Here is a 24,610-nt window from a genome sequence, read left to right on the forward strand (position 1 = left end):
CGGGGGCGGCCCCCGCGCGCCCGGTCCGCGCCCGGACGGTTCACCCCCGCCGCGGGGGCGTCGCCCCCCGGCGTCCGGCCATGCCGCCCAGGCCCGGGCGCACGGCGCCGCGGCGGACGGCGGCCTCGGGCTCGGCCTCGGCCGGCGGTCCACGCCGCCGGAGCGGCGCGGGCCCCGCCGGCGCCGGCGCCGGCGCGTCGGGGTCGGGGCGAGGCGGCGGCTGGCCCCGTCGGCGCGGCGTCATCCGCCGCGCGGCCGCGGCCGCAGCCGGCGCGGCGGCGCGCAGGGTCTCGGCCTGGCCGGTCAGCACGCCCACGATCAGCCAGGTCAGGGGCCACTGGCTCGAGTTCGGCAGCAGGTCGACCAGGTTGATCGCCAGCACCAGCGCCAGCCCCGTGGTCTGCGCCCCCAGGTCCGGGCGATTGCGCAGCCGCCAGAGCATGAACAGCGGCGCCACCAGCAGCCCGAAGCGCGAGATGAAGCCCACGATGCCGCCGACGCCCAGGCTGATGATCCAGGTCCCGTCGGTGACGCTCATGTCCCGCCCGGTCTCGGGGTGGAACACCCGGTTCCGCGCCCAGCCGCCCCAGCCGAAGATCGGCTTCTCGATCGCCTTGTCGAGCAGGATGTCCTCGTTCCGGAAGCGGTAGTCGAGCGAGGCCGCCCGCTGCCCGCCGATGGCCGAGACGATCTGCTGGGTCGGAAACAGGTCGTAGGCGCGCGACAGGGGATAGAGCAGCACCATCGCCGCCAGCGCCGCCGCCACCGTCGCCTGCAACGGGCGCCTGGCGAAGCCGGCGAAGGGCGCCGCCGCCGCCGCGAGGAACACCGCGCCCAGCGAGTTCATCAGCAGCAGCACCAGCGTCAGCCAGACCGCCTTCGCCCAGGCCAGCCCCTTCTTGAGCGGCGCGGCGACGCTCGCCAGCGACGCGGCCGCCACGATCGCCAGCGCCATCAGGGTCGCCAGCGCCAGCCCGTGGTTCATCAGCACCAGCGGGCGATAGCCTCCGCCCCGCAGCGCCTGGATGAAGTCCGAGGGTCTGAAGCCGTAGACCATGAAGTGGATCTGCGGGCTCATCCGGACCTCGTAGAGGATCGGGATGGTGTAGATCAGCAGCGCCCCGACCATGAAGCGCATCAGCATGTCGACATCCTCGGGACGCGACAGGTACCGCCGCCCCAGCAGCATCGGCACGAGGGCGATGGCCGTCTCGAGCGTCACCGCGGCCGCGTCGTAGAGGCTCAGCCCCGGCAACACCTTCTGGCCGTAGACCACCGCCTCGCCGTTGGTCGCCGCGGTGGCGACGGGCTGGAGCAGCATCACCGCGATCAGGACCCGCTGGAGGGGCGAGTCCGGCAGCCAGCCGGGCCGGTGCAGCGGCGCCGCCGGCGCCGCGCCTCCCCGGCCCGAGGTCTTCGCCATCCCCACCGCCAGCACGCAGCACAGCAGCGCCGAGAGCACCGGGGCCGTAAACCGGTCCAGCGGCGGCAGCAGCGGCAGGTCGAAGCCGCCGCGCGTCGGCAGCACCATCAGCCCCAGCAGGATCGTCGCCACGATCGCCTTCGACGCCGGCAGGCGCAGGAACAGGAGCACGGTCAGCGCCGGCCAGGCGAGCAGAACGATTTGTGCGACCAGATTAGGCATGTCGTCTCCTGGCCCGCGCGGCCTGCGCGGCGGTCTTCTCGCGGCCGCGTCCGGCCAGGGCCCGGCCCCCGCGGGCACGGCGGCGACGCCGCCGGCGACGCCGCCGGCGAGCATGCGGAACGCTCCGCGCCGCGTCCATCCCCGGCGGCAAGACGCCTCGCCGCAGGAGCCCCCGCCGGGCCTTCCCCTGCGCCCGGCCTCGCCCAGCCTCTAGCCGAGGCGGCCGCGCCTGTCGATGCGAAGGGCCGTGGCGCGGGCTTCGTTTACCATTTGGAAACCCTGTTTTCCGCACCCTCGCCCCGGCCGCCCCGCGCGTCCCGCACCTCGCAAGGACCGTTCCGCTTGAGCCCGATCGCCGCCCGCCGCCTCGCCGCCCTCCTCGCCGCCGCCCCGCGCCCGCTGCGCCGGTTCGCGGCCCGGCGCATGGATCCCGCGGCGGCGCGCTGGCTGCAGGGTCTGGAGGGGGCGGACCGCCCCTATTCGCTCGACGGCATGCGCAGGCGCGGCTGCCTCTTCGTGCACGTGCCCAAATGCGCCGGCCTCGCCATGGCCGAGACGCTGTTCGGCGACAAGGCCGGGGCCCATGCCTCGCTGGAGGATTACCTCTACCACTTCGGCGCCCGCTGGACCGACCGCGCCTTCAAGTTCGCCTTCGTGCGCGACCCCGTCTCCCGCACGGTCTCGGCCTTCGAGTTCCTGCGCGCCGGCGGCCTGCACCGCTGGGACGCCGCCTTCGCCGAGCGCCACCTCGCCCGCTTCGCCGACGTCGAGGCCTTCGCCCGCGACGGCCTGAGCGACCCCGCCATCCTGCGCTATCCGCATTTCCGCGAGCAGGTCTCGTTCCTGACCGATCCGCGCACCGGGCGCGTCGGGGTCGACTTCGTCGGCCGCTACGAGCGCATCGGCGAGGACTTCGCCCGGGTCTGCGCCCGCCTCGGCGTCGAGGCGCCGCTGGCCGAGCGCAACCGCAGGCCCATGGCGAAGGCCGCGCCGGATCTCTCCGACGCGGCCGCGGCGCGCATCCGCCAGGTCTATCGACGCGACTGCGAGGCCTTCGGCTACGCCCCCGCCCCGCCGCGCCCGCAGACGCAGGCGGAGCGGGCGGCGCTCACGACGTGACCGCCGCGGTGGCCTGGCCGGCGAAGATCGCCGCCTCGCTCACCATGGTGTTGAGCCCGTCGCCCTCCGCCGACCAGCCGGCGGGGTTGGAGGGGATCTCGTCCCAGACCTGCGCCAGGCCGCCGTTGCGGTTGCCGGTCAGGTAGGCCGCGGCCACCGAGTCGACCCCCGCCAGCGTCCCGTCGATGTAGAGCGCCGCCTTCTGCCCGCCGAGGCAGTCGCCGGAGATCACCACCTCGAACGTGCCCGTCGGCGCCGGCGTCGAGATCACCGCGAGGTCGGCGGCGGAGACGTGGCTGCCGTTGCTGTAGCCCATCACCAGCGTCAGCCGGTCCACGCCGCCGTCGTCGTGGATCACGCAGCAGGCCCCGTAGGCGCTGCCGCCCGCCTCCCACAGCACCCCGTGATCGCCGGCCGCGCGGGTCGCCGTGAAGCGCACCGTCAGCGCCGTCTGCGTCGGGCGCAGGTTGGAGAAGGCGGCGCCGGCGGTCCAGGTCGTGGTCTGGGTCATGCCCGCGGTGGGGTCCGAGGAGGTGACCGCGATCGCGCCGACCTCCCATCGCCCGCCGTCGGACCAGACCACGAGGTGCGAGCCCGCGGGCATCGCGTTCGCGCCCTCGACCAGCGCGGTCTCGGTCGTGCCGTCGGCCGCGACCAGGTAGGCGGCGCCGCCCGGGGGCACGGTGATGGTCTCGTCCCCGCCCACCGGCGCCGCGGTCGAGACCGCCAGCGCCGGCCGCTTGGGCGCGCCGAAGGCCGCGACCAGCGCCGCCTGCGCGGCGGCGGTGGGGTGGATGTCGTCCACCGTCGTCGCCGGGTAGCCGATCTCGTAGGCGTCGACCAGCTTCACCCCGAACTCCGCCGCCACCGTGCGGCAGGCCTCGACATAGCCCTCGAACCAGGCCCGGGTGCGGCCGGCGAAGGCGGGGTCGTAGGCGGTGACGAGGCCGGTGTCGGAGATCCAGAACGGCGTCGCCAGCCAGATGTTCTCCCGCCCGTAGCGCACCAGCCAGCGCCGCAGGGCCGAGCGCAGGTCGCGCGCGTAGGCCTGGGCGTTGAACGTCGCCTCGGCGAGCGTGTAGCGGGCGTCGTTGAAGCCGTAGGCGCACACGATCGCCTCGGCCCCCGCGGGCAGGGAGCGGGAGACGAAGACGCTCATCAGGTTGCTCGGGAGCGGCGCGCCCCCGTCCGCGAGGCTGCCCTGCAGCACCGAGCCCCCGGCGCCGTTGTTGTCGGCCGTGGCGCCCCACTGGGCGACGAGCACGTCGTCGACCCAGCTCGTCACCCCGCCGCTGCCGCCCGCGGTGATGCTGTCGCCCACCGCCACCGCCGCGCCGTAGCTCCACCCCGCCACCAGGTCGACGCTCAAGCTAAGGTCGTGGATCGTCTCCCCCGTCGCCCGGATCACGAACGGGGCCGAAAGCGCGCCCGAGGCCGGCATCATCGCGCTCAGCCGCCCCGTGGCCGCGTCGAGCGAGACGCCCGTCGCCTCCGCCGGCGCCGAGACCAGCGTGTAGGAGAAGGCGCCCGCCGGCAGGTATCCCGCCGCCGAGGCGACCAGGGTCGCGCCGTGGACCGCCTCCATCGGGGTCATCGCGACGGGGATCGCCGCGGCGGCCGAGACGTTGACCGTGAAGGCGTCCTGCGCCCAGCCGGCGGCGTTGGCGGCGCGCACGACGATCTCCACCGTCTGCTCGCCCGCCGGCGTCCAGCTCAGCGTGCCGCCCGAGACCGAGGCGCCCGCCGGCCCCGAGACCACCGAGAACGCCAGGTTGGTGCCCGAGAAGGCCGCCGCGAGGTCGACGCTCATCGGCGCGCCGGGGGCGACGCCGAGGTCGGCGAGGGGCTCGACGAGCGACGGGGCGGAGTCGGCGGTGATGAAGGCCGGGCGCGAGGGCCCGACGCTGACCACCTCGACCGCCGCGCCGACGCCGGGCGCGAAGCTCCCGTCCGGATCGGCCAGCCAGGCGTCGTCGGCCGCGCCCGCGGGGCGCCAGTAATAGGTGATGGGGGGAAGCGTCGCCATGATGGTACCTCCCGCGGGCGGAGTTCCGCCTGCGTCGTCGATGAAACCGAAGGATGGAGAGAGACGGGGGGCGTCGACCGCATGCTCGCGATGCGCGGCCGTCCGGCGCCCGCGCGCAGGCGGGCCCCGGCGTCGATGCACGGCCGCCCCCGGTCTACCAGAGCAGGGTTAACCCGATGTTTCCGAAACGGCGGAATGCCCGCGCAAGGGGCGCTCCGCGCCCGCCGGCGGCCTGCGCCCGGGGGCCGCTCGCGCCCCGCCTCCCGCGCCCCGCCTCCCTCGCCCCGCCTCCCGGCCAGGCGGGCGGCGACGGCCAGAGGCGCACCGGGCCTGACCCGGGGTCTCCCAGGCCTCGCCGCGCTCGCGGCGTCTCCGGCCGGGCGCCTCAGCCCCCGGGGCGCAATCCCTCGGGCAGCCGCCCCTCCCGTCCGCCGCGGATCAGGGCGGCGAGCCAGGCGGTCTCCCGGGCCACGTCGAACTCGGCGACGACGCGGGCCCGTCCCGCCTCGCCCATCCGCGCCCGCAGCGCCGGGTCGCCCAGCAGGCGGTCCATCGCCTCGGCGAGCCCCGCCGCGTCCCCCGGCGCCACGGTCAGGCCGCAGACGCCGGGCTCCACCAGCTCCTCGACCGCAGCGATGCGGGTGGCGACGGCGGGGATGCCGGTCGCCAGCGCCTCCATCAGCACCACCGGCAGACCCTCGGCGAAGCTGGGCAGGACCAGCAGGTCGGCGCGCGAGAGCTCGGCCGCCACCGCCTCCGGCGGCAGGAAGCCCAGGATCTCCACCGCCCCGCCGACGCCGCCGCGGGCGATCTGCGCCTCGATCTCCGGGCGCGAGGGGCCGTCGCCGATCAGCGCCAGCTCCGCCTCGGCATGGCGCGCGCGCACCGAAGCGAAGGCCTCGAGCAGCACCGGCAGCCCCTTCTCCGGCGCGAGCCGCCCCACGAAGACCATCCGCTTGCCCGGCGGCCGGCCCGGCTGGGGCGCATAGGCCGCGGGCTCGACCCCGCAGTGGACGATGCGCAGCTTCCCCCAGTCCCCGCGGTCCGAGAACAGCATGCACTGCGCGCGCGCGAAATGACTGATGCAGGCCACGAAGCGCGCGCGGGCGATCTTCACGTCCAGCCGCCATTTCTCGGGGGCGTAGAACTCCGCCGGCCCGTGCAGCGTGAAGCTGCGCGGCAGGCCGGCGATCTCGGCCGCCAGCAGGGCCACCGAGCCGGAGGAATCCGCGAAATGATGGTGCAGCCACCCCGCCCCGGAGGCGCGCAGACGTTCGGCCAGCACGCCGGCCTCGAGGAAGTAGAACAGCTGCCACAGCCCGCCCCGCAGCCCCGGCGGCGCCGTGCGCGCCGCGAGCCCGAGCGCCCGCAGCCAGCGCCCCGGCGCCCGGGCGATCCAGCCCAGATGCGCCCGGGCCAGCCGCAGCGGGGACTTCGCCGCCTCGAGCACATGAAAGGTCGCCGCCGCCTCGGCCCGCTGGAGGTCCGAGACATGCTGGCCCGGATCGGTGCGCCGGATCGAGCAGGTCAGCACCGTCAGGCCCTGCGCCCGCAGCCCCGCCACCTCGCGCTGGATGAAGGTGTCGGTGGCGCGGGGGTATTCGCCGGTGAGGAAGGCGACGGGCGGTTCGCTCATCGCTCCGCCTCCATCGCCGCGACCGCCTCGAAGCGATGGCGCGGGGTCCAGCCGAAGGCTGCCCGCAGTCGCGCGTCGGAGACCGGGACGCCCTGGAACCGCGCCGCGTGGACCGGCCCCCGCAGGAACCCCGGCGCGCGCGCGCCCAGCAGCCCGGCCGCCGCCCGCGCCGCCGCGCCCGGAACCGGCAGGGTCAGCCACGCGCCCGAGCCCGCCGGCATCGCCGCCCGCCAGCGGCCGCGGTCCGGGGCGTCGGCGTCGACCACGTTGAAGACCTCCGGCGAAGCCGGGGGCGGGGCGAGGGCCGCGAGCGCCAGCGCTTCGGCGCAGGCGGCCACGGGGATCGCGGCGACGGGACCGTCGCCCATCGCCAGCTCCACCCGCCCCTTGCGCACGCCCAGATGCGCGCAGTCGAGCCGCCCCGGCCCGTAGACATAGGCCGGCCGCAGGATCCGCACCGGCAGGCCGCGGGCGCCGGCGGCGCGCACGATCGCCTCCTGCCCGAGCTTCGCGCGGGTATAGGCGTCGCGGGCCTCGGGCGCGGCCTCCAGCGCCGCGTCCTCGTCCAGCACGCCGCCCGCGGCGCGCGCCGCCGCGATGTCGTAGACCGAAAAGGACGAGACCAGGACCAGCAGCGCCGAGGGCGCCCGCGCCTCCATCGCCGCGACCAGCGCCCGCGTCGGGCCCAGCGTGTCGCGCGCCTGCTCGACGTCGCCGCCCGCGAGCCGGGCCGCGGCATGGACCACGGCCGAGACGCCCTCGACCAGCGCCTCCAGCCGCTCGCCGGCCGCGGGGAAGGAGAGGTCGCAGGCCAAAGGCTGGATCCCGCCGCCGGGCGCGCCGCCCTCGCCGCCGGTCCAGGCCTGCATGGCGGCGCGCGCCCGGTCCCAGTCCGAGGCCGGCCGCGGGGTGCGCGAGACCGCCAGAACCTGCGCCCCGCGCCGCGCCAGCTCCGCCGCCGCATGGGCCCCGATGAAGCCCGAGGCGCCGGTGACCAGCACGCGCGGCGCCGTCGTCGTCTGCTCTTCGCTCATGCCAGCCGCGCCCAGGGCATCGGCGCCATCGGCGCGCAGGTGGTGGTCATCGCGTGGGGGGCGGTGCGCTCGCCCGCCGCCTGCAGGGCCAGCGTCGCCTCGTTGAGATGCAGGGAGAAGTCGGCCGAGATCCGGCAGGGCCGCCCCTCGTCGCGCGCGTCCAGCATCTCGACGGGGCCGAGCGCGAAATTCATCGCCGCCGCGCCGGTGCGCTTCACCTTCGGGTGGCTCCCGCCCGCGAGCTTCAGGCGGCGGGGGAACGGATGCTCCACCAGCCGCCTGCGCACCCGGAACCGCCTGCGGAAGCGCACCGGGGCGGCGTTGTCCCAGGCCGCGTCCAGCTCCAGCGCGCCGCCGTCGCAGATCACCCGGATGCGGTGGTCGTGGGGCGCGATGATCGAGCAGGTCAGCCGCGCCACCGGGCCGCTGTCGAAGAACAGCGTGCCGGTCGAGAAGTCCGGCGCCGCGCGCCCCCCGTCGGGCAGCTTGCCCGGGATCAGCTCGGCCGAGGCCGCGGCCACCGTGCGGATCGGCCCGAACATCGCGATCAGCCAGGTGAGGTAATAGCCCGCATGCTCCAGCGTGCAGCCGGTGCGGAACTCGTCCTCCCGCGGCCAGGGGGCGCCGGAGGCGGAGACCCAGGCCTCGGTCGGCGCCTGGGGGATGAAACCGTCGTCGAGCTCGGCGTAGATCAGCCGCGGCGAGCCCGCGATCCCCTCGCGCACCGCCGCCCACAGGGTCTGCGCCGCCTCGCCGAGCACCGAGCAGGGCGCCGAGGCCAGCATCAGCCCCCGCTCCGCGGCCAGCGCGTGCAGGGCGCGGGCATGCTCCATGGTGGTGGCGAGCGGCTTCTCGGACCACACGTGCACCCCCGCCTCCAGAAGGGCGCGCGAGACCTCGTAATGCGCCTCGGGGTTGGTGAGGTTCAGGACCACGTCGCCGGGCAGCAGCGCGGCGAGGAAGCCCGCCATGCCGTCCGCCACCGTCAGGCCCGCGCCCAGCGCGCCGTGGCCCTGGCCGCGCCAGTGATCGACGAAGCGGCGCCGCCGCTCGGGGTCGCGGTCGTGGACCGCCGAGATCGCCACGTCCGGATGCGCCGAGAGCGACCCCATGTAGAGGTCCGCCACGAAGCCCAGCCCGATGATCGCGATCCGCCGCACGCGCGCCCCCCTTGCCGCCGGCGCGCCGCCGCGGGCGTCCCCGTCGAGCCCGCCGCGCGCCGCGCTCCAGACCCATGACCCGACGCCCGACGGCTTGCAACCTCTTGCGTCGTCTCGCGCGCTCGCGCCGCGCGTCGGGGGCGCCTATGATCCGCCGCAGCCGCACGGCCGGCCCCGAGCAGACCTGACCCGACCCAGCTTCCGAGGCGCCATGCCCCCGTCCCGCCCCTATGTCGTGATCGCCGGTTCCGGCCGCTCGGGCACCAACCGCCTGCTGGACGCGTTCGACCTGCATCCGCAGACGGTCTGCCGCTCGGAGACCGAGGAGATGACCGGGGGCGACTTCGCGGAACTGCCCGGCGCCACCCGCTTCGAGGAGCCGCTGGGCGAGGGGTTCGAGGGCCGCTGGACCCGCGCCGTCGCCCGCGCCCGCCGCCGGCAGAGCGCTCGCGACCGCATCGACGCGATGGACAAGACCTACTACGCCGGCCGCCCCATGGCCCGCCCGGTGCAGCGGCTGCTCGCCAGCCGCACGATCCGGCGCAAGGTGCTGGGCCGCGTGGCGCCCCGCCTGCGGGAGCGCGAGTGGGACCGGCCGATGTTCTGCACCGACGCCGCCGCGCTCGACGCGGCGCTGCTGGTGCTCAAGATCCGCCCGCCCGCCTGGCTGCTGCGCACCCATGCCGGCGACCCCGACCAGCTCGTCCTCCACCAGATCCGCGAGCCGCGCGCCTACCTCAACTCCTGGTACAACCGCTGGGTGGTGCAGGGCTCGGGCGGCGAGCAGGTGTTCCGCGAGTCGATGGTGCTGGTGCCCCACCTGCTGGCCGATTTCGGCGAGGACCCCGCGCGATTCGCCGAGTACAGCGAAGAGCGCCTGGTCGAGAGCCAGATGTGGATCTGGCGCCACCTCAACGAGACGCTGCACCTCGGCCTGCGGGACTCGCCCCGCTACCGGGTGGTGAACTACGACGCCTTCGACCGCGCGCCCGTTGAGGAGATGGAGGCGCTGCTGGGCTTCTGCGGCCTGCCTGCGCCGGCGCCGGTGCTCGAGAAGGTGGGCGCGATGCGCAACACCCTGTTCGGCGCGCACAAGGGCGGCAGGCTCGACCCCGAGCTGTGCGAGCGGGTGATCGCGCGCGTCCTCGACGGCAGCCCCCTGCCCGACCTGCTGGCCCGCACCGCCTGAGCGCGGACCTATCCGCGGCCCCGCTTCCGGGCCGCGATCGCCTGCTCGAAAAAGGCCAGCATCTCCCGCGCCACCGGGACGGGGGCGAAGTCCGCGACGATGCGCGCGCGCGCGGCCGCGCCCAGCCGGGCGGCGAGCGCCGGGTCGTCGAGCAGCCGCGCGCAGGCCGCGGCCAGCGCCGCGGGATCCTCGGGCGGGACCAGCAGGCCGGTCTCGCCGTGGCGCACCAGCTCCGCCGGGCCGCCGACCGCGGTGCACACCGTCGCCGCCCCCGCCGCCAGCGTCTCGAGCAGGGTGTAGTTGAGGTTCTCGTAGCGCGAGGCGATCGCAGCCACGGGCCGGCGCAGGCGCAGGCGGGCGACCTCGGCGCGGGGAAGCTGGCCGCGCACGTCGATGCGCGCCCGCGCCGCCTCGGGCAGCGCCGCCAGCGCCTGGGGCAGGCGCAGCGGACCCTCCGGCCCCTCCACGCCCCGGTCCGGTCCCACGAAGGTCAGCCGCGCGTCGACCCCGCCGGCCACCAGCCGGGCGAAGGCGTCGAGCATCACGTCCCCGCCCTTGTGCCGGTCGAAGCGGCCGACGAAGAGCAGGCTGCGCGCCTCCTCGGCGTCCAGCGCCGCGCGGTCGAGGGCCGGGCCGGGGGGGATCGGGTTGGGGATGCAGGCGGCGGGGCGGCCGGCGGGAAAGCCGTGGAAGGCGCGCGCCCGCTCCAGCACGTCGCGCGAGGGCGCGGTGATCCCGGCGCAGGCCGCCAGCCCCCGCCCCTCCCGCGCCACCCGGCGCGCGTCGGCCCGGTCCGGCGCCCGGCCCTTCAGCGCCCGGTGCAGGAACCAGGGCCCGTGCAGCGTCACCACCACCGGGATCGACACGGCGGCCTGCACCTGCGCGGCCCAGCCGTGGGTCTCGGGCATCGCCAGCAGCTCGACGCCCTCGGCCTCGGCCTGTCGCGCGGCGGCGGCGAGCCGCGCCCCGATCGCCTCGATCCAGGGATCCGAGAGCCCGAGCCGACCCGCCAGCCGCGACCGCAGGGGCGGCCGCGAGGCGGGCGGCGGCGGGATCGTGTCCGGCCCCCGCGCGCCGTCGAGCGGGATGACGCGCACCCCGCAGCCGATCTCGCGCAAGCCCGCGGCCAGGTGGCGGACCGCGGCCACGGCGCCGTTGGGACTGTCCTCGCCGGGCCAGGAGGCGGCGACGAAGGCGATCTGCATCCCCCAGGCCCTCCCCCGGCCGCTTCGACGCCGCCCCAGAGTGGGGCCGCGGCGTGGCGAGGTCAACGCGCGAAACTCAACTCCCGGTCGAACGCGCGGGTCCCTTGTATTCGATGATCCGCCCCCGTTCGCCCCTGGCTTTCGCACGGCGGTAGCGCCAGGCGCCCAGCGCCTCGAACGGTTTTCCCGCCATCGCCAGCCCGCCGTAGAGCAGCGCGTGCGGCCAGGGATCGCCGAATCCGCGCCGCCAGCGGGCCGCGCGCAGGACCACCAGACCGGCCAGCCCCAGCGCGCCCAGCGCGAGGAGGGCGGCGAGCGCCCCCGCGCCCAGCGCCGCCAGCGCAAGCGAGACCAGAAGCGCCCCCGGCAGGCCCAGCCCCCAGGCGAGGCTGCGCCGCGCCTCGCGGCGGTTGTAGCCCTCTGGGCCGTCGCCGTAGCGGTCGGCGCCCTCGGCGAAGGCCCAGCCGGTGCGCTCGGCCCGCCGGCGCCATTGCGACCAGCGGTGCATGTCGGCGTCGTGCAGGGTCATCTCGGCGTCCAGCCGCTCGATCCCCCAGCCGGCGCGGGCGAGGCGCAGGCACAGCTCCGGCTCCTCGCCGCAGATGAAGGCGGGATCGAAGCCGCCCACCGCCTCGAACGCCTCGCGGCGATAGAGGGCGTCGCCCCCCACGGCGGCGGCGCGGCCGACGGGGGTGTTCCACTCCATGTCGCAGAGCCGGTTGAAGATCGAGGCGCCCGGCGCCCGCTCCCGCCGGCGCCCCGCCACGACGGCGAGCCCGGGCTCGGCGCGCAGCCGGGCCTGGGCCGTCTCCAGCCAGCCCGCGACCAGCTCGCAGTCGCCGTCGACGAACTGGATGAACTCGGGCGCCGCCCCGGCCAGCGCCGCGGCGCCCAGGTTGCGGGCCCGCGCGGCGGTGAAGCCCTCCGCCGGGGCGATCTCGACGATCCGCGCGCCGGCCTCGGCCGCGATCGCGAGGCTCGCGTCGGTCGAACCGCTGTCCACGTAGACCAGCGGCGCGCCGGGCCCCAGCAGCGCGCGGGCCGAAGCCAGGCAGCGGCGAAGGCGCTCGCCCTCGTTGCGGCCGATGGCGACCAGGCCCAGGGCGGGCGAGGTCATCTCAGGCCTGTTCCTCGCCGCGCAGCATCAGGGCGTCGCGGGCCAGCGTCGGCAGGATCGCGAAGCAGGAGAGGTAGCGGCGGAACAGCCGGCGCGGCTCGCGCGCCATGCGCCAGGCCCATTCCATCGCCAGGCGCTGCACCCAGACCGGAGCGCGGGTCTGCACGCCGGCCACGAACTCGACCCCCGCCCCGACCGAGACGAAGCCCACCCCCGGCGCGACCTGCTTGCCGCGCACCGCCAGCATCTCCTGCTTGGGCGCGCCCAGCGCCAGCAGGCACAGCTTCGCGCCCGAGGCGGCGAGCTGCTGCAGGCACTCGGCCGCGACCGGACCCTCGGGGTCGAGGCCGTAGGGGGGCGCGATGCGCGCGACGACGCGCAGGCCGGGATGCTCCGCCTCGAGCCGCGCCGCGGCCGCGTCCAGCGTGCGCTGGTCGGCGCCCAGCAGGCCCATCGGCAGGTCCAGCCGCGCGGCCATCGCCGCCAGCGGGCGCACCAGTTCCGAGCCGGGGATCAGCTCCACCGGCCGGCCGGCGAGCCGCGACAGCCACACCACCGGGTTGCCGTCGGCGCAGACCAGGTCCTGGGCGGCGTAGGCGCGCCGGAACGGCGCGGACATCCGCAGCTTGACCAGGTGGTCGAGGTTGATCGTGGCCACCGCGAAGCCCGCTCCCGCGCGCAGCCGCCGCTCGATCTCGCCCAGCAGACCCTCGCGCGTCGGCGCGTTCACGCCCACGGCTTCCGGCCCCTGGTCCGCCGGCAGTCGGAATCTCATGGTGCGGTTCAGCGTCTGGTCTCCGGTGCGAACCATCTTCGTCGAATTGACTCGGGCGCGGAGACTACCACCGCCCCCGCTCCGAGCACAGGCGCAACAGCCTTTCCGGCGGGCGCAGGACCGCCCCGCGCCGGGGCGGACCATTAACCCTGGGGCAACCATTCTCGCGAAACCTGACCGCTTCGTCGAGGAGCCGCGCCATGGGCAACATGCCGATTCACGTTCTGGGCGACAGTCACGCGGTCTATCTCAAGGCCGCGGCGGAGGGGAGGCTGCTCGGGCGGCGTCGCGCCAGCTTCTGCATCGTGCCCGGGGCGACGGCGGCGGGGATGCGCAATCCCCGCTCGCTGACCGACGCGCTGGGCCGGTTCCGCGCCTCGCTGGCCTGGACCGGGCCGCGCACGCTGCACGTGATCCAGCTCGGCGAAGTCGACTGCGGCTTCGTGATCTGGGTGCGCGCGCGCCGGCTGGGCGAATCGATCCGCGCGCAGCTCGACGCCTCGCTCGACGCCTACGCCGGCTTCGTGCGGGAGGCGCAGCGGATGGGCCGCCGGCGCATCGTGATCACCGCGGCCACCCTGCCCACGATCCGCGACGACGCCCCCCCGGGCGCGGTCGCCCATGCCCGGCGGGAGGCGACGGCGAGCCTGGCCGAGCGCACCGCCCTGACCTTCGACTACAACGACCGGCTGGAGGCGATGGCGGCGGCGCTGGGCGTCGACTGGGCGGACGCGACGCCGGACCTGCTCGACCCCGTCTCCGGCTGCGTGGCCGCGCGGTTCCGCAACCCCGACCCCGCCGACCACCACCTCGCCCTCGCGCCCGCGGCCGAGGTCTGGGCCGACCGCCTGCGCCCCGCGCTCGCCCGCCACGACGCCTGGCTGCCCGAGGAGCTCGCCCGCGCCGGCCTGCGCCGCCTGCGCGCCCTGCGCGCCGCCTGACCACGCGGCCTCGGCAGCCGGGGCCCGCGCCGGCCGGCTCAAGTCGCCCGCGGCCCGGCCGCCGGAGCCGCGGGACGGCAGCGTGGCGGCGTCCGGCCCGGCGCGCGCGGTCGCCGGCCCGCTGGACCGCCTGCCGGACCCGCGCTCCGCCCCCGGAGAGCGGGCCGCCCCAAGCAAGCGGACCGCCGCGGGACAGCGGGCGGCCCCCGAAAAGCGGAGGGCGGACCGTCGCCGGTCCGCCCTCCGGGGTCAGTTGTAGCCGGTCGCCTCGTTGGGCGTCCATTCCCAGGCCCCGCCGGGGGGCTGCCACTCCATCATCAGGCAGGAGGTGTTCAGGCGCTGGAACCACACCGCCTCGACCTCGTACCAGCCCGGCTCCTCGACCAGGTAGTCGTCCTGCCATCCGATCGTGTCGCAGGCGTGCCGGCCGTCGTGACGGTAGACCTCCTCGCCGCCCACGATCACCTCCAGCCCGTCGTTGGAATGCCAGCGCATCCGCCAGATCCCCGCCTGGTCGAAATGCAGGTAGCCGTCGATGATCGCCACCACCCGCTCGGCCCGCTTCGAGGTCAGCGCGTTCTCGCCGGGCGCATTGTCCATGTAGTCGAAGCCCACCAGCGGCGGCCCCGTCTCGGCGCCCGAGCGGTAGTCCTTGGCGATCTTCAGCTCCCGCACCTCGGCGGGGTAGCCGTATTTCACCGCCAGCCCCTGCTTGAGCCCCTCGGGCTGCGGATCGGCGCGCTTCAGCTTCACCGGATCGGCCAGCGCGCCCCCTGCGGCCAGCGCCAGAGCGCTGGCGGCGGCCCCGATGCGCGCCGCGAATCCCAGTCGTGCCATCATCCCCATGATCTCCTCACGTTCACGTCCGGGCATCCTCGCCGCAGCGGCGCCTCCGCGCAACCGCTTGCCATCCGGGCGCGAACCGGCTTCGCTGCACACCGCGCAGATCCTGCCCCGGAGAGCCCGATGACCCGCACCCTCGTCTTCGCCCAGCAGAAGGGCGGCGCCGGCAAGACCACGCTGCTGGTGCAGACGGCGGCGGCGCTGGCGGCGGCGGGGCGCCCGCCCTCGCTGGTCGACCTCGACCCCCAGCGCAGCCTGACCCGCTGGAACGAACTGCGCGGCGCCGACGCCCTGCCGATCGAGAGCGCCTCGGAATGGCAGGCCTCCACCGCCCTGCGCCGGGCGGCGAAGGCGGGCGAGATCGTGCTCGCCGACTGTCCCGGCAACGCCGACGTGCTGCTGCGCGCCGCGGTGCGCGCCGCCGACCTGGTGGCGATCCCCTGCCAGCCGAGCCCCATGGACGCCTGGGCCACCCAGCCGATCCTGGAGATGGCCGCGCGCGAGAAGACGCCCGCCGTGGTGATCCTCAACCGCGTCCCCCCGCGCGGCGGCGCCGGCCCCGCCGTCGAGGCCGCGCTGGCCGAGTTCGGGGCCGAGATCCTGCCGGTGACGCTGGGCAACCGCGTCGCCTTCTCCACCGCCTTCCTCGAGGGGCGCGCCGCCTCCGAGATCTCCCCCCGCTCCACCGCCGCGCGCGAGGCGCTGGCGCTGGCCGAGGCGCTGCTCGCCCGCCTCGCATGACCCCGCTGCCGCCCCTCGAGACGGCGCGGCTGATCCTGCGCCCGTTCCGCGACGCCGACCTCGCCCCCTTCGCGCGGCTGAACGGCGACGCCGGGCTGATGCGCCATTTCCCCGCCGCGCTGACCCTGGCCGAGACCGAGGCGCTGGTCGCGCGCATCGAGGCGACCCGCGCCCGCAACGGCTTCTGCTTCGAGGCGGTGGAGGAGAAGGCGACCGGCGCCTTCCTCGGCATGGTCGGCCTCAACGCCCCCGAGTTCGAGGCGCATTTCACCCCTTGCGTCGAGCTCGGCTGGCGCCTGCTGCCCGAGGCCCACGGCAAGGGCTACGCGACCGAGGCCGCCCGCGCCCGGCTCGCCACCGCCTTCGCGGCCGCGCCTCACGGCCTCGACCGCGCGGAGGTCGTGGCCTTCGCGGCGCAGGGCAACGCCCCCTCCCGCGCGGTGATGGCGCGGCTGGGCATGACCCGCGACCCCGCGGACGATTTCGATCACCCCGCCCTGCCGCTAGGCTCCCCCCTGCGCCGCATGGTGCTCTACCGCATTCGCCGGGCGCCCCCGGCCCCTGCCCCTGGAGGCCAGCCATTCGGAGGCCCGAGATGACGCGCGACGGCGCGCCCGACGCCTACGCCCTGATCCTCGACGCGATCGACCGGGGCAAGTACCCCCCCGGCGCCCGCCTGGTGGAGACCGAGCTCGCCGAGCGGTTCGGCGTCTCGCGCACCCCGATCCGCGAGGCGCTGGGCCGGCTGGAGACGCAGGGCGTCGTCGCCCACGACGGCCGCCGCGGGCTGGTGGTGGCGTCCCTCGACCACAACCAGCTCGGCGAGCTCTACGAGGTCCGCGCGGTGGTCGAGGGCCTCGCCGCCCGGCTCGCCGCCCGCCATGCCGCCCCCGAGGAGCAGGCGCTGCTGCGTCGCCTCGTGGAGGACAGCCGCCGCATGACCCACGACGCCGAGGCGCTGCGCGACAACAACCGCCGCTTCCACCGGCAGCTCCACCTCGCCTCGCACAACCGCTATCTCAACACGATGCTCGACGGCATCCGCCGCTCGATGGCGCTGCTGACGCTGACCTCGCTGGCCGACCCGACCCGCGGGGCCGAGACGGTGGAGGAGCACGACGCCATCGCCCGCGCCGTCGAGACCCGCGACGAGGACGCCGCCGACGCCGCCGCCCGCCTGCACATCTCCCGCGCCTACGAAACCCGCCTGAAGATGGAGGCCGAGCGATAAGGGCGCCCCGCCGCCCGCGCGAGCGCCCGGCCGCCCCCCACCCCGCGGCGCCGGGCGCCGACGGGCGGGATTCTCCGGCCGCCGGCGTCCCCGGGGAGGCGGTTAACGCTGATTTGCGCGCCGGCGGGCGGTTTCCGCCCCTCGGGCGCCTTCAACGACTCGTTAGGGAAAGTTAAGTCTCGACCCATGAGATCGTTCCGCACCGCCTCCCGCCTCGCCTGCGCCCTGCCCGCCGTGCTGGCCGCCGCGTTCGCCCTCCCCGCCCTCGCGGGGGCGGAGGACGCGCCCACCCGCGAGCAGCTCGCCGCCGAGGGCCAGGACCTGAGCCCGGAGGAGTGGCAGGCCCTCGTGGGCGGCCGCACCGTTTGGTACCGCATCTCCGGCGAGGTCTGGGGGCGCGAGAGCTACCGCGCCGAACCCGGCCGCGTCACCTTCCAGTTCCCCGACGGGGAGTGCCTGGAGGCGAGCTGGACCTATTCCGAGCCCTGGTTCTGCTTCGACTTCGGCGCGGCGCTGGGCGGCGGCCCGCCGCACTGCTTCCGCCACATCCGCTACCAGGACCAGCTCTGGGCGCTGTCGCGTCTGGGCGAGCCGCAGTCGATCGACCGCATCGACGCGACCCCGCTGACCTGCGGCGTCGACCCCACGAGCTGACCGGAGCCTCGGGACCGGGGCGCGACCCCCTCAGATCCGGCGCAGGAAACGGCGCAGGCGGGAGGGGTTGAGGCTGCCCAGCGCCAGGTGCTCCAGCGTGTCGAGAGAGGTCAGCGTGTCCCAGACCTGGCCGCGCCGGTCCGCCTCCCGCCAGCGCTCGGCGAGGGCGGGGTCGGCGAGCGCGGCCAGCACCTCCTCGACCCAGGCGGCGTGGCGCGCCTCCCAGCCCGCGGGGGCCGGCGTTTCCCAGACGCGGGCCATCAGCGCCGCGAAGCTCTGGAACGCCTTGCGCGGCCGGCCGGAGGGGAAGCGCGCCGCCGCCGCCTCGACGTCGGCGGGCCCGCCGGGCGCGGCCTCCGGCCCGTCGCGGGTCAGCAGCCGCCAGTCCAGCGCGTCGCGCAGCCGAAGCGAGCGGCGCTGCCGCCGGCGGTCGGCGACCTGGGCGTGGTGGACGAGATGCACCAGCCGGTCCTCGGCGGTGGGGATGCGCAGTCCTGGCACGCCCGTGGCGAGCGAGCGCGCGCGGATCTCGCGCAGCGGCCCGCCGCGCGACCAGCCGGTGCGGGTGTGCAGCTCCACGGTCGCGGCGCCGCCGGGCGGGGGGTAGAGGGCGGGGAAGTGGTAGTCGGTGGCCACGTAGGCCTCTGCGTCGCCGGTGTAGCCGGCGCCGCGCAGGGCGTCGACGGCGCCCGGCAGGTCGTCGGGCGCCACCAGCAGGTCGAGGTCGAGCATCTCGCGCCAGGGCGCAGGCTCGCCGCCCGCCTGGGCGATGGCCGCGGCGCCCTTCAGGGCCACCGCCTCGATCCCCGCGGCCGCCAGCAGCCCCGCCAGATCGCGCACCTGCGCGGCGAGCCGCGCGGCCGCGGCCTCGCGCCCCTCGATCGCGGGGCGCAGCAGCAGGCCGGCGACGGGGGCGGGCAGCGCGCGCGACAGCGCCTGGCAGACCGGCCAGGCCACGCCCTGCACCGCGGCGAAGCCCGCCAGGTCGAGCGTGCGCGCCCGGGGCGCCGGCGGCGTCGCCCCCGACTCCCAGGCCCGCAGCAGGCCCAGCGTCTCGGCCACCACCAGCGGGCCGGGGGCGGAGGCCGCCTCGGCCGCGCTCATCGGGCGCGCCCTGTCGAACGGAGATCGCGGGGCGGGGTCAAGATCGTCGTCGGCTCCTTGCTCTGCGGCCCGGTTTGGCCCATCCCCGGGCCGACGTCCAGCGCTGCGGGGACGCGGGGTTGGCGCCGGCCCCGCGCCCGGTCAAGGTGGCGCCCGCCGGCGCGGAGCGCTACACGCCCCGAGACATGCCGACCGGGAGACTGCATGACCCTCGCCCTGATCCACCACGAATCGAGCCTCGGCCACGTCGAGCCGCCGGGCCACCCCGAGCGCGTCGACCGCATCAAGGCCGTGGCCGCGGCGCTGGAGGACGAGCGGTTCGCCCATCTGCGCCGGCTCGAGGCCGTGCCGGCCGACGAGGCGCTGCTCCGCCTCGCCCATCCGCAGCGCCACATCGACCGGATCCGTGCGGCGATCCCGGCCGAGGGCCACGCGATGCTGGACGCCGACACCTGGGTCTCCCCCGGCTCGCTCGACGCCGCCCTGCACGGCGCGGGCGCGGCGGCGCAGGCGGTGGACCTGGTGCTCGACGGCGAGGCCAACGCCGCCTTCGTCGCCATGCGCCCCCCCGGCCACCATGCCGAGCCCGAGAAGCCGATGGGCTTCTGCCTCTTCGCCAACGCCGCCATCGCCGCGCTGCACGCGCTGGAGACCCGCGGCCTGAGCCGCGTCGCCGTCGTCGACTTCGACGTGCACCACGGCAACGGCACCCAGGCGGTGCTGTGGGACGAGGGGCGGGCGACCTTCTGCTCGTCGCACCAGTGGCCCCTCTACCCCGGCACGGGGGCCGAGTCCGAGACCGGCGCCCATGGCAACGTCCACAACGCCGGCCTGCGCCCCGGCGCCGGCGGCCCCCAGTTCCGGGCGGTCTGGGAGAACCGGCTGCTGCCGGCGGTCGCCGCCGCGGCGCCCGAACTGATCATCGTCTCGGCCGGCTTCGACGCCCACCACCGCGATCCGCTGGCCGAGCTCAACCTGGTCGAGGCGGATTTCGCCTGGATCACCCACCGCATCTGCGACCTCGCCGAGACCTGCGCGGAAGGCCGCGTCGTCTCGGTGCTGGAAGGCGGCTACGACCTGGTGGGGCTGGCGGTCTCGGCCGCGGCCCACGTCCAGGCGCTGATGGAGCGGAGCCTATGAGCGAACCGAAACCCGTCGAGGAGCTCTCCTTCGAGGAGGCCATGCGCGAGCTCGAGCAGGTGGTCGACCGGCTGGAGAGCGGGGACGCCCCGCTCGACGCCTCGATCGCCCTCTACGAGCGGGGCGCGAAGCTGAAGGCCCATTGCGAGGCGAAGCTGAAGGCCGCCGAGCTGAAGGTCGCCCAGATCGCCGAGGCGCCGGACGGGACCGTCTCGGCGCGGCCTTCGCAGGTCGACTGACCATGGCCGTCGCGGAGGCGCCCGACTGGGCCCCCGAGTTCGCCGAGCGTCTGGCCACCGACGTCGCCATCGTCGAGGGGGCGCTCGAGTCGCTGCTGCCCGCGGCGAACCTGCTGGGCGAGCGTCCGGGTCTCGCGCCCGCCATGCGCTACGCCTCGCTGGGCGGCGGCAAGCGCCTGCGCGCCTACCTGGCGCTGGAAGCCGCCGAGCTGTTCGGCGCGCCTTCGGAGGGCGCCGAGCGGGCGGCGGCGGCCGTCGAGTGCCTGCACGCCTATTCCCTCGTCCACGACGACATGCCCTGCATGGACGACGACGACCTGCGCCGCGGCCGCCCCACGGTGCACCGGCGCTGGGACGAGGCGACGGCGGTGCTGACCGGCGACGCCCTGCAGACGCTCGCCTTCGAGATCCTCGCCGATCCCCGCACCCATGCGGACGGCGCCGTGCGCGCCGAGCTCTGCCTCGGCCTCGCCCGGGCCGCGGGGGCCGCGGGCATGGTCGGGGGCCAGGCGCTCGACATCGCCGCCGAAACCGCGGCCCAGCCCCTGAAGCTCGCCGAGATCGAGCGGCTGCAGGCCCTCAAGACCGGCGCGCTGATCGTCTTCGCCGCCGAGGCGGGGGCGATCCTGGGCCGCGCCGACCCCGCCGCGCGCGCCGCGATCCGCGGCTATGCCGAGGCGCTGGGCCGGGCCTTCCAGATCCAGGACGACGTCCTCGACGTCTCCGGCGACGCCGAGGCCGCGGGCAAGGCCCTGCGCAAGGACGCGGCCGCCGGCAAGGCCACCTTCGTCTCCCTCCTGGGGCTCGAGGGCGCCCGCGCCCGCGCCGCCGAGCTCGCGGCCGAGGCCGAGGCGACGCTCGCCCCGTTCGGCGCCCGCGCCCGCCCGCTGGCGCTGGCCGCCCGCTTCACGGTGGCGCGCCGGACGTGAGCGGCGAGGCGCCCCCGCGCCCGGTCCCCGCGGTGCTGGCGGTGACGCCCCATCGCGGCCGGGTGCTGCTGGTGCGCCGGCGCAATCCCCCCGACGCCGGCCTCTGGGGCTTTCCCGGCGGGCGCATCGAGGCGGGCGAGACGCTGCCCGCCGCCGCCGAGCGCGAGCTGCGCGAGGAGACCGGCGTCGAGGCCGACGCCCGGACCGCCTTCGAGGCGCTGGACGCGCTCGATCGCGGGCCCGACGGCGGCCTGCGGTTCCACTACGTGCTGATCGCGGTGCTCTGCCGCTGGCGGTCGGGAACCCCCGCCGCGGCCGACGATGCGATGGAGGCGCGCTGGTGGGACCTCGACGAGATGGCGGCCTCGGACGCGCTCAGCCGCGACGTGCTGGGGGTGGCGCGGCGGGCGGCGACGCTCGCCGGCTGAGGCGCGCCCGGGGACGGGCGCCGGCGAAGGCGCGCCCGGGGACGGGCGACGGGGCCCCGTCGCCTGCGGGCGACGGCTGCGGCCCGCGCGCGCTCCTGCATTGCCCCATGGCCCTGCTTCCCCTAAGTGTCGCCGAACGCCGACCCCGCCGCCGAGCCAGGGACCCGCATGACCGATCAGCCCCAGCCTCCCGACCGCCCGCGCACCCCGCTGCTGGACCGCGTGTCGAGCCCGGCTGACATGCGCGGCTTCTCGGACTCCGAGCTGGAGCGGCTGGCCCACGAGCTGCGCGCCGAGACCATCTCGGCCGTCTCCGAGACCGGCGGCCACCTCGGCGCGGGCCTGGGCGTGGTCGAGCTGACCGTCGCCATCCACGCCGTCTTCGACACGCCGCGCGACAAGCTGATCTGGGACGTCGGCCACCAGGCCTATCCGCACAAGATCCTCACCGGCCGGCGCGACCGGATCCGCACCCTGCGCCAGGGCGGCGGGCTCTCGGGCTTCACCAAGCGCTCGGAAAGCCCCTACGACCCGTTCGGGGCGGCGCACAGCTCGACCTCGATCTCGGCGGCGCTGGGCTTCGCGGCGGCCCGCGACCTCGGCTTCGGCGAGGGCGGGCACGCCATCGCGGTGATCGGCGACGGGGCGATGTCGGCGGGCATGGCCTACGAGGCGATGAACAACGCCGGCGCGCTGGGCTCGAAGCTGGTGGTGATCCTCAACGACAACGAGATGTCGATCGCCCCGCCCGTGGGCGCCATGTCGCGCTACCTCACCAGCCTCTGGGCCGGCGAGCCCTTCCAGGACTTCGCCGCCGTCGCCAAGGGCGCCGCCAGCCTGCTGCCGGGACCGTTCCGCGAGGGCGCGCGCCGCGCCAAGCACCTGCTGAAGGAACTCGCCGTCGGCGGCACCCTGTTCGAGGCGCTGGGCTTCTCCTACGTCGGCCCCATCGACGGGCATGACATGAGCCAGATCCTCCCCGTCCTGCGCACCGTCAAGGCGCGGGCCGACGGGCCGGTGCTGATCCACGCCATCACCCAGAAGGGCAAGGGCTACCGTCCCGCCGAGCAGAGCGCCGACCGCTACCACGGCGTCGCCAAGTTCGACGTGGCGACGGGGGCGCAGAAGAAGGCGCCCTCCAACGCCCCCTCCTACACCAAGGTCTTCGCCCAGAGCCTGGTGCGCGAGGCCGAGCGCGACGAGCGCATCGTCGGCATCACCGCCGCCATGCCCGACGGCACCGGGATGGACGTCTTCGGCAAGCGTTTCCCCAACCGCATGTTCGACGTCGGCATCGCCGAGCAGCACGCGGTGACCTTCGCCGCCGGCCTCGCAGCCGCGGGCATGAAGCCGTTCTGCGCGATCTACTCGACCTTCCTGCAGCGCGCCTACGACCAGGTGGTCCACGACGTCGCCCTCCAGGGTCTGCCGGTGCGCTTCGCCATCGACCGCGCGGGACTGGTCGGCGCCGACGGCGCGACCCACGCCGGCGCCTTCGACGTGGGCTACCTCGCCAACCTGCCCGGCATGACCGTGATGGCCGCGTCGGACGAGGCCGAGCTCGCCCGCATGGTCGCCACGGCGGTGGCCCACGACTCCGGCCCCATCGCCTTCCGCTATCCCCGCGGCGAGGGCGTCGGCGTCGAGATCCCCGAGCGGCCCGAGCCGCTCGAGATCGGCCGCGGCCGCATCGTCCGCGAGGGCACCTCCGTCGCCCTCCTCTCCTTCGGCGCCCGCCTCTCCGAGGCGATGAAGGCCGCCGAGGATCTGGAGGCGAAGGGCGTCTCGGCCACCGTCGCCGACGCCCGTTTCGCCAAGCCCCTGGACCGCGAGCTGATCCTGCGCCTGGCGCGCGGGCACGCGGCCCTGATCACGCTCGAGGAAGGCGCCTCGGGCGGCTTCGGCGCCCAGGTCCTGCACCTGCTGGCGACCGAGGGCGCGCTGGACCGCGGCCTCGCGGTGCGGCCGATGACGCTGCCCGACGTGTTCCAGGACCACGACTCGCCCGCGGCGATGTACGTGCAGGCCGGGTTGGACGCCGAACACATCGTGGCGACCGCCCTCTCCGCCCTGGGCGTGGCCCAGATCGGCAAGGCCGGGCGCGGCTGAGGCCCGGGCCGGGCCCTTTCCAGGGGTCAGCGCCGCGGCGCTTGACCTCGGCGGAGACGCGGGGCGAGATCGCCGCGCCGATCCTCGCCCGAGCGGAGCGCCCATGCCCCACGCCGTCCCCGACCTCTCCGCTCTCCCGCCGGCCGCGCCCGCCGCGCCGTGCGCCCGGGCGCGCGGCGGCGACGTCGCGGCCGTCGCCCCGGCGGGCCGGGCCGGGAGCCCCGCACGATGACCGCGTCCCGGGACCGGGCGGACCTGATCCGCGCCCATTTCCGCACCCAGGCCGCCGCCTGCGAACGGCTCGGCTCCCCCTTCACCGCCGCCCTGCTGGCCGGGCTGGCCGAGCGCATGGAGCCCGCGGGCGCGCTCGAGGCTCGGGTGCTCTCCTGGCCCGGCGACCCGGGCGACGACGCGCTGGCGCTGCGCGTGGCGGGCGCGCTGCACGCGCTCGCCCGCGCGGGCCGGGACCCGGAGGTCGCCGCCGCCTGGCCGCCCCGCGCCGAGGGCGACGCGGTCGCCGTCGCCCGCGCCGCATTCGTGCGGCAGGCCGAGTGGCTCGCCCCCTGGCTCGACGGCCCGCCGCAGACCAACGAGACCGGCCGCTCCGGCGCCCTGCTGGGCGGGCTGCTGGCCCTGGCCGATCTGACCGGCGGAATGCCGGTGGAGCTGCTGGAGATCGGCGCCTCGGCCGGGCTCAACCAGAACCTCGACGCCTTCCGCTACGACTTCGGCGACGGGCGCGCATGGGGGCCGCCCGACTCCCCCGTCCTCGTGCGGCACGCGTGGCGCGGCGCGCCCCCGCCCCTCGACGCGCGGCTCGAAATCGCGGCGCGCGCGGGCTGCGACCTCAACCCGCTCGACGCCGCCGACCCCGCGGCGCGGGCGCGGCTGCTGGCCTATATCTGGCCCGACCAGGCCGAGCGCCTGGCCCGCGCCGAGGCCGCCGTCGCGCTGGCCGTCGCCCGCCCCCGCCCGATCGAGACGGCCGACGCCGCCGCCTGGCTGGAGACCCGCCTCGCCGCCCCGCAGCCCGAGGGGCGGGCCCGCGTCGTGATGCACTCGATCATGTGGCAGTACATGCCCGCCGCGGTGCAGGCGCGCATCGCCGCCGCCCTGACCGCGGCCGCCGCACGCGCCACGGCCGCGCGCCCCTTCGCCTGGCTGCGCATGGAGCCGGACGGAGAGACGGGCTCGGCCGCCGTGACCCTGACGCTCGCGCCCGAGGGGGGCGAGCGGCTGCTGGCGCGCACCGACTTCCACGGCCGCTGGACCGACTGGGCGGGGCGAGCCCCCGCGCCCGATACGGAAAAATGAGCGCGTTTCGCCCCGCGCCGACGCCGCCCGC

23 protein-coding genes are annotated in these 24,610 nt (G+C 76.3%); 13 read left to right on the top strand and 10 right to left on the bottom strand.

The features are described 5' to 3' along the window. Positions 1-40: 40 nt before the first annotated feature. Positions 41-1,645, bottom strand: a complete 1,605-nt coding sequence (locus tag BM064_RS15935) for a hypothetical protein (RefSeq protein WP_092861065.1) — start codon at positions 1,643-1,645, stop codon at positions 41-43. A gap of 342 nt (positions 1,646-1,987) precedes the next feature. Here BM064_RS15935 and BM064_RS15940 point away from each other — a divergent pair, with 342 nt between their 5' ends. Further along, a complete protein-coding gene (locus tag BM064_RS15940) occupies positions 1,988-2,764 on the top strand; it encodes a sulfotransferase family 2 domain-containing protein (RefSeq protein ID WP_092861067.1) in 777 nt (258 codons plus the stop codon). Here the strand turns inward: BM064_RS15940 and BM064_RS15945 are convergent. The 4 genes from BM064_RS15945 to BM064_RS15960 form a co-directional block, all read right to left on the bottom strand. Next, the gene (locus BM064_RS15945) at positions 2,754-4,790 is read right to left on the bottom strand and encodes a GDSL-type esterase/lipase family protein (protein WP_092861069.1); all 2,037 of its coding nucleotides are present in this window, start codon (positions 4,788-4,790) and stop codon (positions 2,754-2,756) included. The genes BM064_RS15940 and BM064_RS15945 overlap by 11 nt on opposite strands. 385 nt (positions 4,791-5,175) lie before the next feature. Then, positions 5,176-6,426 carry a glycosyltransferase gene (locus tag BM064_RS15950; protein WP_092861071.1) on the bottom strand — a complete coding sequence of 417 codons (1,251 nt, stop codon included), beginning with the start codon at positions 6,424-6,426 and terminating at the stop codon, positions 5,176-5,178. After that, complete coding sequence (locus BM064_RS15955) at positions 6,423-7,460, bottom strand: NAD-dependent epimerase/dehydratase family protein (protein WP_092861073.1); 1,038 nt, start codon at positions 7,458-7,460, stop codon at positions 6,423-6,425. The genes BM064_RS15950 and BM064_RS15955 overlap by 4 nt, the downstream gene beginning before the upstream one ends. Further along, a complete protein-coding gene (locus tag BM064_RS15960; RefSeq protein WP_092861075.1) occupies positions 7,457-8,620 on the bottom strand; it encodes a Gfo/Idh/MocA family protein in 1,164 nt (387 codons plus the stop codon). Before BM064_RS15960 ends, BM064_RS15955 begins: the two co-directional genes overlap by 4 nt. 211 nt (positions 8,621-8,831) lie before the next feature. On the opposite strand from BM064_RS15960, the gene BM064_RS15965 reads away from it, so the two are divergent. Then, positions 8,832-9,809 (top strand): sulfotransferase domain-containing protein, encoded by a 978-nt coding sequence (locus BM064_RS15965; protein ID WP_092861077.1) that lies wholly within the window; start codon positions 8,832-8,834, stop codon positions 9,807-9,809. Between the two features lie 8 nt (positions 9,810-9,817). Here BM064_RS15965 and BM064_RS15970 read toward each other — a convergent pair whose 3' ends face one another. The 3 genes from BM064_RS15970 to BM064_RS15980 form a co-directional block, all read right to left on the bottom strand. Beyond that, positions 9,818-11,014: a glycosyltransferase family 4 protein gene (locus BM064_RS15970; RefSeq protein WP_092861079.1), complete on the bottom strand. Its 1,197-nt coding sequence runs from the start codon at positions 11,012-11,014 to the stop codon at positions 9,818-9,820. A gap of 76 nt (positions 11,015-11,090) precedes the next feature. Then, positions 11,091-12,131 (bottom strand): glycosyltransferase family 2 protein, encoded by a 1,041-nt coding sequence (locus BM064_RS15975; protein WP_092861081.1) that lies wholly within the window; start codon positions 12,129-12,131, stop codon positions 11,091-11,093. A gap of 1 nt (position 12,132) precedes the next feature. Continuing rightward, complete coding sequence (locus BM064_RS15980) at positions 12,133-12,906, bottom strand: WecB/TagA/CpsF family glycosyltransferase (protein WP_092861083.1); 774 nt, start codon at positions 12,904-12,906, stop codon at positions 12,133-12,135. Between the two features lie 200 nt (positions 12,907-13,106). Here BM064_RS15980 and BM064_RS15985 point away from each other — a divergent pair, with 200 nt between their 5' ends. Further along, entirely contained in the window at positions 13,107-13,847 is a 741-nt protein-coding gene (locus BM064_RS15985) for a hypothetical protein (protein ID WP_177236284.1), read from the top strand. A 249-nt stretch (positions 13,848-14,096) separates the two neighbouring features. Here BM064_RS15985 and BM064_RS15990 read toward each other — a convergent pair whose 3' ends face one another. Further along, on the bottom strand, positions 14,097-14,684 hold the full coding sequence (locus tag BM064_RS15990) for a PA14 domain-containing protein (protein WP_177236285.1): 588 nt from the start codon (positions 14,682-14,684) through the stop codon (positions 14,097-14,099). Positions 14,685-14,813: 129 nt separating this feature from the next. On the opposite strand from BM064_RS15990, the gene parA reads away from it, so the two are divergent. The 4 genes from parA (at position 14,814) to BM064_RS16010 (ending at position 17,316) form a co-directional block, all read left to right on the top strand. Beyond that, positions 14,814-15,431 carry a ParA family partition ATPase gene (parA, locus tag BM064_RS15995; RefSeq protein ID WP_092861085.1) on the top strand — a complete coding sequence of 206 codons (618 nt, stop codon included), beginning with the start codon at positions 14,814-14,816 and terminating at the stop codon, positions 15,429-15,431. After that, entirely contained in the window at positions 15,428-16,030 is a 603-nt protein-coding gene (locus BM064_RS16000; RefSeq protein ID WP_092861087.1) for a GNAT family N-acetyltransferase, read from the top strand. Before parA ends, BM064_RS16000 begins: the two co-directional genes overlap by 4 nt. Next, on the top strand, positions 16,027-16,662 hold the full coding sequence (locus BM064_RS16005) for a GntR family transcriptional regulator (protein WP_092861089.1): 636 nt from the start codon (positions 16,027-16,029) through the stop codon (positions 16,660-16,662). The genes BM064_RS16000 and BM064_RS16005 overlap by 4 nt, the downstream gene beginning before the upstream one ends. A gap of 186 nt (positions 16,663-16,848) precedes the next feature. Then, a complete protein-coding gene (locus BM064_RS16010) occupies positions 16,849-17,316 on the top strand; it encodes a hypothetical protein (protein WP_092861091.1) in 468 nt (155 codons plus the stop codon). A gap of 30 nt (positions 17,317-17,346) precedes the next feature. Here the strand turns inward: BM064_RS16010 and BM064_RS16015 are convergent, their stop codons facing one another. Beyond that, positions 17,347-18,420: a nucleotidyltransferase family protein gene (locus BM064_RS16015; protein WP_092861093.1), complete on the bottom strand. Its 1,074-nt coding sequence runs from the start codon at positions 18,418-18,420 to the stop codon at positions 17,347-17,349. A gap of 204 nt (positions 18,421-18,624) precedes the next feature. Here BM064_RS16015 and BM064_RS16020 point away from each other — a divergent pair, with 204 nt between their 5' ends. The 6 genes from BM064_RS16020 (at position 18,625) to BM064_RS16040 (ending at position 24,579) form a co-directional block, all read left to right on the top strand. After that, positions 18,625-19,560, top strand: coding sequence for a histone deacetylase family protein (locus BM064_RS16020; RefSeq protein ID WP_177236286.1), 936 nt, complete (start codon positions 18,625-18,627; stop codon positions 19,558-19,560). Continuing rightward, positions 19,557-19,799 (top strand): exodeoxyribonuclease VII small subunit, encoded by a 243-nt coding sequence (locus BM064_RS27515; RefSeq protein WP_177236287.1) that lies wholly within the window; start codon positions 19,557-19,559, stop codon positions 19,797-19,799. Before BM064_RS16020 ends, BM064_RS27515 begins: the two co-directional genes overlap by 4 nt. Before the next feature lie 2 nt (positions 19,800-19,801). Then, positions 19,802-20,728 carry a polyprenyl synthetase family protein gene (locus BM064_RS16025; protein ID WP_092861095.1) on the top strand — a complete coding sequence of 309 codons (927 nt, stop codon included), beginning with the start codon at positions 19,802-19,804 and terminating at the stop codon, positions 20,726-20,728. After that, on the top strand, positions 20,725-21,156 hold the full coding sequence (locus BM064_RS16030) for an NUDIX hydrolase (protein ID WP_092861097.1): 432 nt from the start codon (positions 20,725-20,727) through the stop codon (positions 21,154-21,156). The genes BM064_RS16025 and BM064_RS16030 overlap by 4 nt, the downstream gene beginning before the upstream one ends. 168 nt (positions 21,157-21,324) lie before the next feature. After that, positions 21,325-23,265: a 1-deoxy-D-xylulose-5-phosphate synthase gene (gene dxs / locus BM064_RS16035; protein ID WP_092861099.1), complete on the top strand. Its 1,941-nt coding sequence runs from the start codon at positions 21,325-21,327 to the stop codon at positions 23,263-23,265. A 228-nt stretch (positions 23,266-23,493) separates the two neighbouring features. Beyond that, positions 23,494-24,579 carry a DUF2332 domain-containing protein gene (locus BM064_RS16040; protein ID WP_092861101.1) on the top strand — a complete coding sequence of 362 codons (1,086 nt, stop codon included), beginning with the start codon at positions 23,494-23,496 and terminating at the stop codon, positions 24,577-24,579. Positions 24,580-24,610 lie beyond the last annotated feature (31 nt).

Origin of the sequence: Albimonas pacifica, from assembly GCF_900113695.1 — a bacterium.
Taxonomy (GTDB): Bacteria; Pseudomonadota; Alphaproteobacteria; order Rhodobacterales; family Rhodobacteraceae; genus Albimonas; species Albimonas pacifica.

Excerpts from the sequence above, each read along its gene's own strand:
- BM064_RS15935 (WP_092861065.1), bottom strand. The coding sequence starts at position 1,645 with ATGCCTAATCTGGTCGCACAAATCGTTCTGCTCGCCTGGCCGGCGCTG.
- BM064_RS15945 (WP_092861069.1), bottom strand. The coding sequence starts at position 4,790 with ATGGCGACGCTTCCCCCCATCACCTATTACTGGCGCCCCGCGGGCGCG.
- BM064_RS15950 (WP_092861071.1), bottom strand. The coding sequence starts at position 6,426 with ATGAGCGAACCGCCCGTCGCCTTCCTCACCGGCGAATACCCCCGCGCC.
- BM064_RS15955 (WP_092861073.1), bottom strand. The coding sequence starts at position 7,460 with ATGAGCGAAGAGCAGACGACGACGGCGCCGCGCGTGCTGGTCACCGGC.
- BM064_RS15965 (WP_092861077.1), top strand. The coding sequence starts at position 8,832 with ATGCCCCCGTCCCGCCCCTATGTCGTGATCGCCGGTTCCGGCCGCTCG.
- BM064_RS15970 (WP_092861079.1), bottom strand. The coding sequence starts at position 11,014 with ATGCAGATCGCCTTCGTCGCCGCCTCCTGGCCCGGCGAGGACAGTCCC.
- BM064_RS15975 (WP_092861081.1), bottom strand. The coding sequence starts at position 12,131 with ATGACCTCGCCCGCCCTGGGCCTGGTCGCCATCGGCCGCAACGAGGGC.
- BM064_RS15980 (WP_092861083.1), bottom strand. The coding sequence starts at position 12,906 with ATGAGATTCCGACTGCCGGCGGACCAGGGGCCGGAAGCCGTGGGCGTG.
- BM064_RS15985 (WP_177236284.1), top strand. The coding sequence starts at position 13,107 with ATGGGCAACATGCCGATTCACGTTCTGGGCGACAGTCACGCGGTCTAT.
- BM064_RS15990 (WP_177236285.1), bottom strand. The coding sequence starts at position 14,684 with ATGGCACGACTGGGATTCGCGGCGCGCATCGGGGCCGCCGCCAGCGCT.
- parA (WP_092861085.1), top strand. The coding sequence starts at position 14,814 with ATGACCCGCACCCTCGTCTTCGCCCAGCAGAAGGGCGGCGCCGGCAAG.
- BM064_RS16000 (WP_092861087.1), top strand. The coding sequence starts at position 15,428 with ATGACCCCGCTGCCGCCCCTCGAGACGGCGCGGCTGATCCTGCGCCCG.
- BM064_RS16005 (WP_092861089.1), top strand. The coding sequence starts at position 16,027 with ATGACGCGCGACGGCGCGCCCGACGCCTACGCCCTGATCCTCGACGCG.
- BM064_RS16010 (WP_092861091.1), top strand. The coding sequence starts at position 16,849 with ATGAGATCGTTCCGCACCGCCTCCCGCCTCGCCTGCGCCCTGCCCGCC.
- BM064_RS16015 (WP_092861093.1), bottom strand. The coding sequence starts at position 18,420 with ATGAGCGCGGCCGAGGCGGCCTCCGCCCCCGGCCCGCTGGTGGTGGCC.
- BM064_RS16020 (WP_177236286.1), top strand. The coding sequence starts at position 18,625 with ATGACCCTCGCCCTGATCCACCACGAATCGAGCCTCGGCCACGTCGAG.
- BM064_RS27515 (WP_177236287.1), top strand. The coding sequence starts at position 19,557 with ATGAGCGAACCGAAACCCGTCGAGGAGCTCTCCTTCGAGGAGGCCATG.
- BM064_RS16025 (WP_092861095.1), top strand. The coding sequence starts at position 19,802 with ATGGCCGTCGCGGAGGCGCCCGACTGGGCCCCCGAGTTCGCCGAGCGT.
- dxs (WP_092861099.1), top strand. The coding sequence starts at position 21,325 with ATGACCGATCAGCCCCAGCCTCCCGACCGCCCGCGCACCCCGCTGCTG.
- BM064_RS16040 (WP_092861101.1), top strand. The coding sequence starts at position 23,494 with ATGACCGCGTCCCGGGACCGGGCGGACCTGATCCGCGCCCATTTCCGC.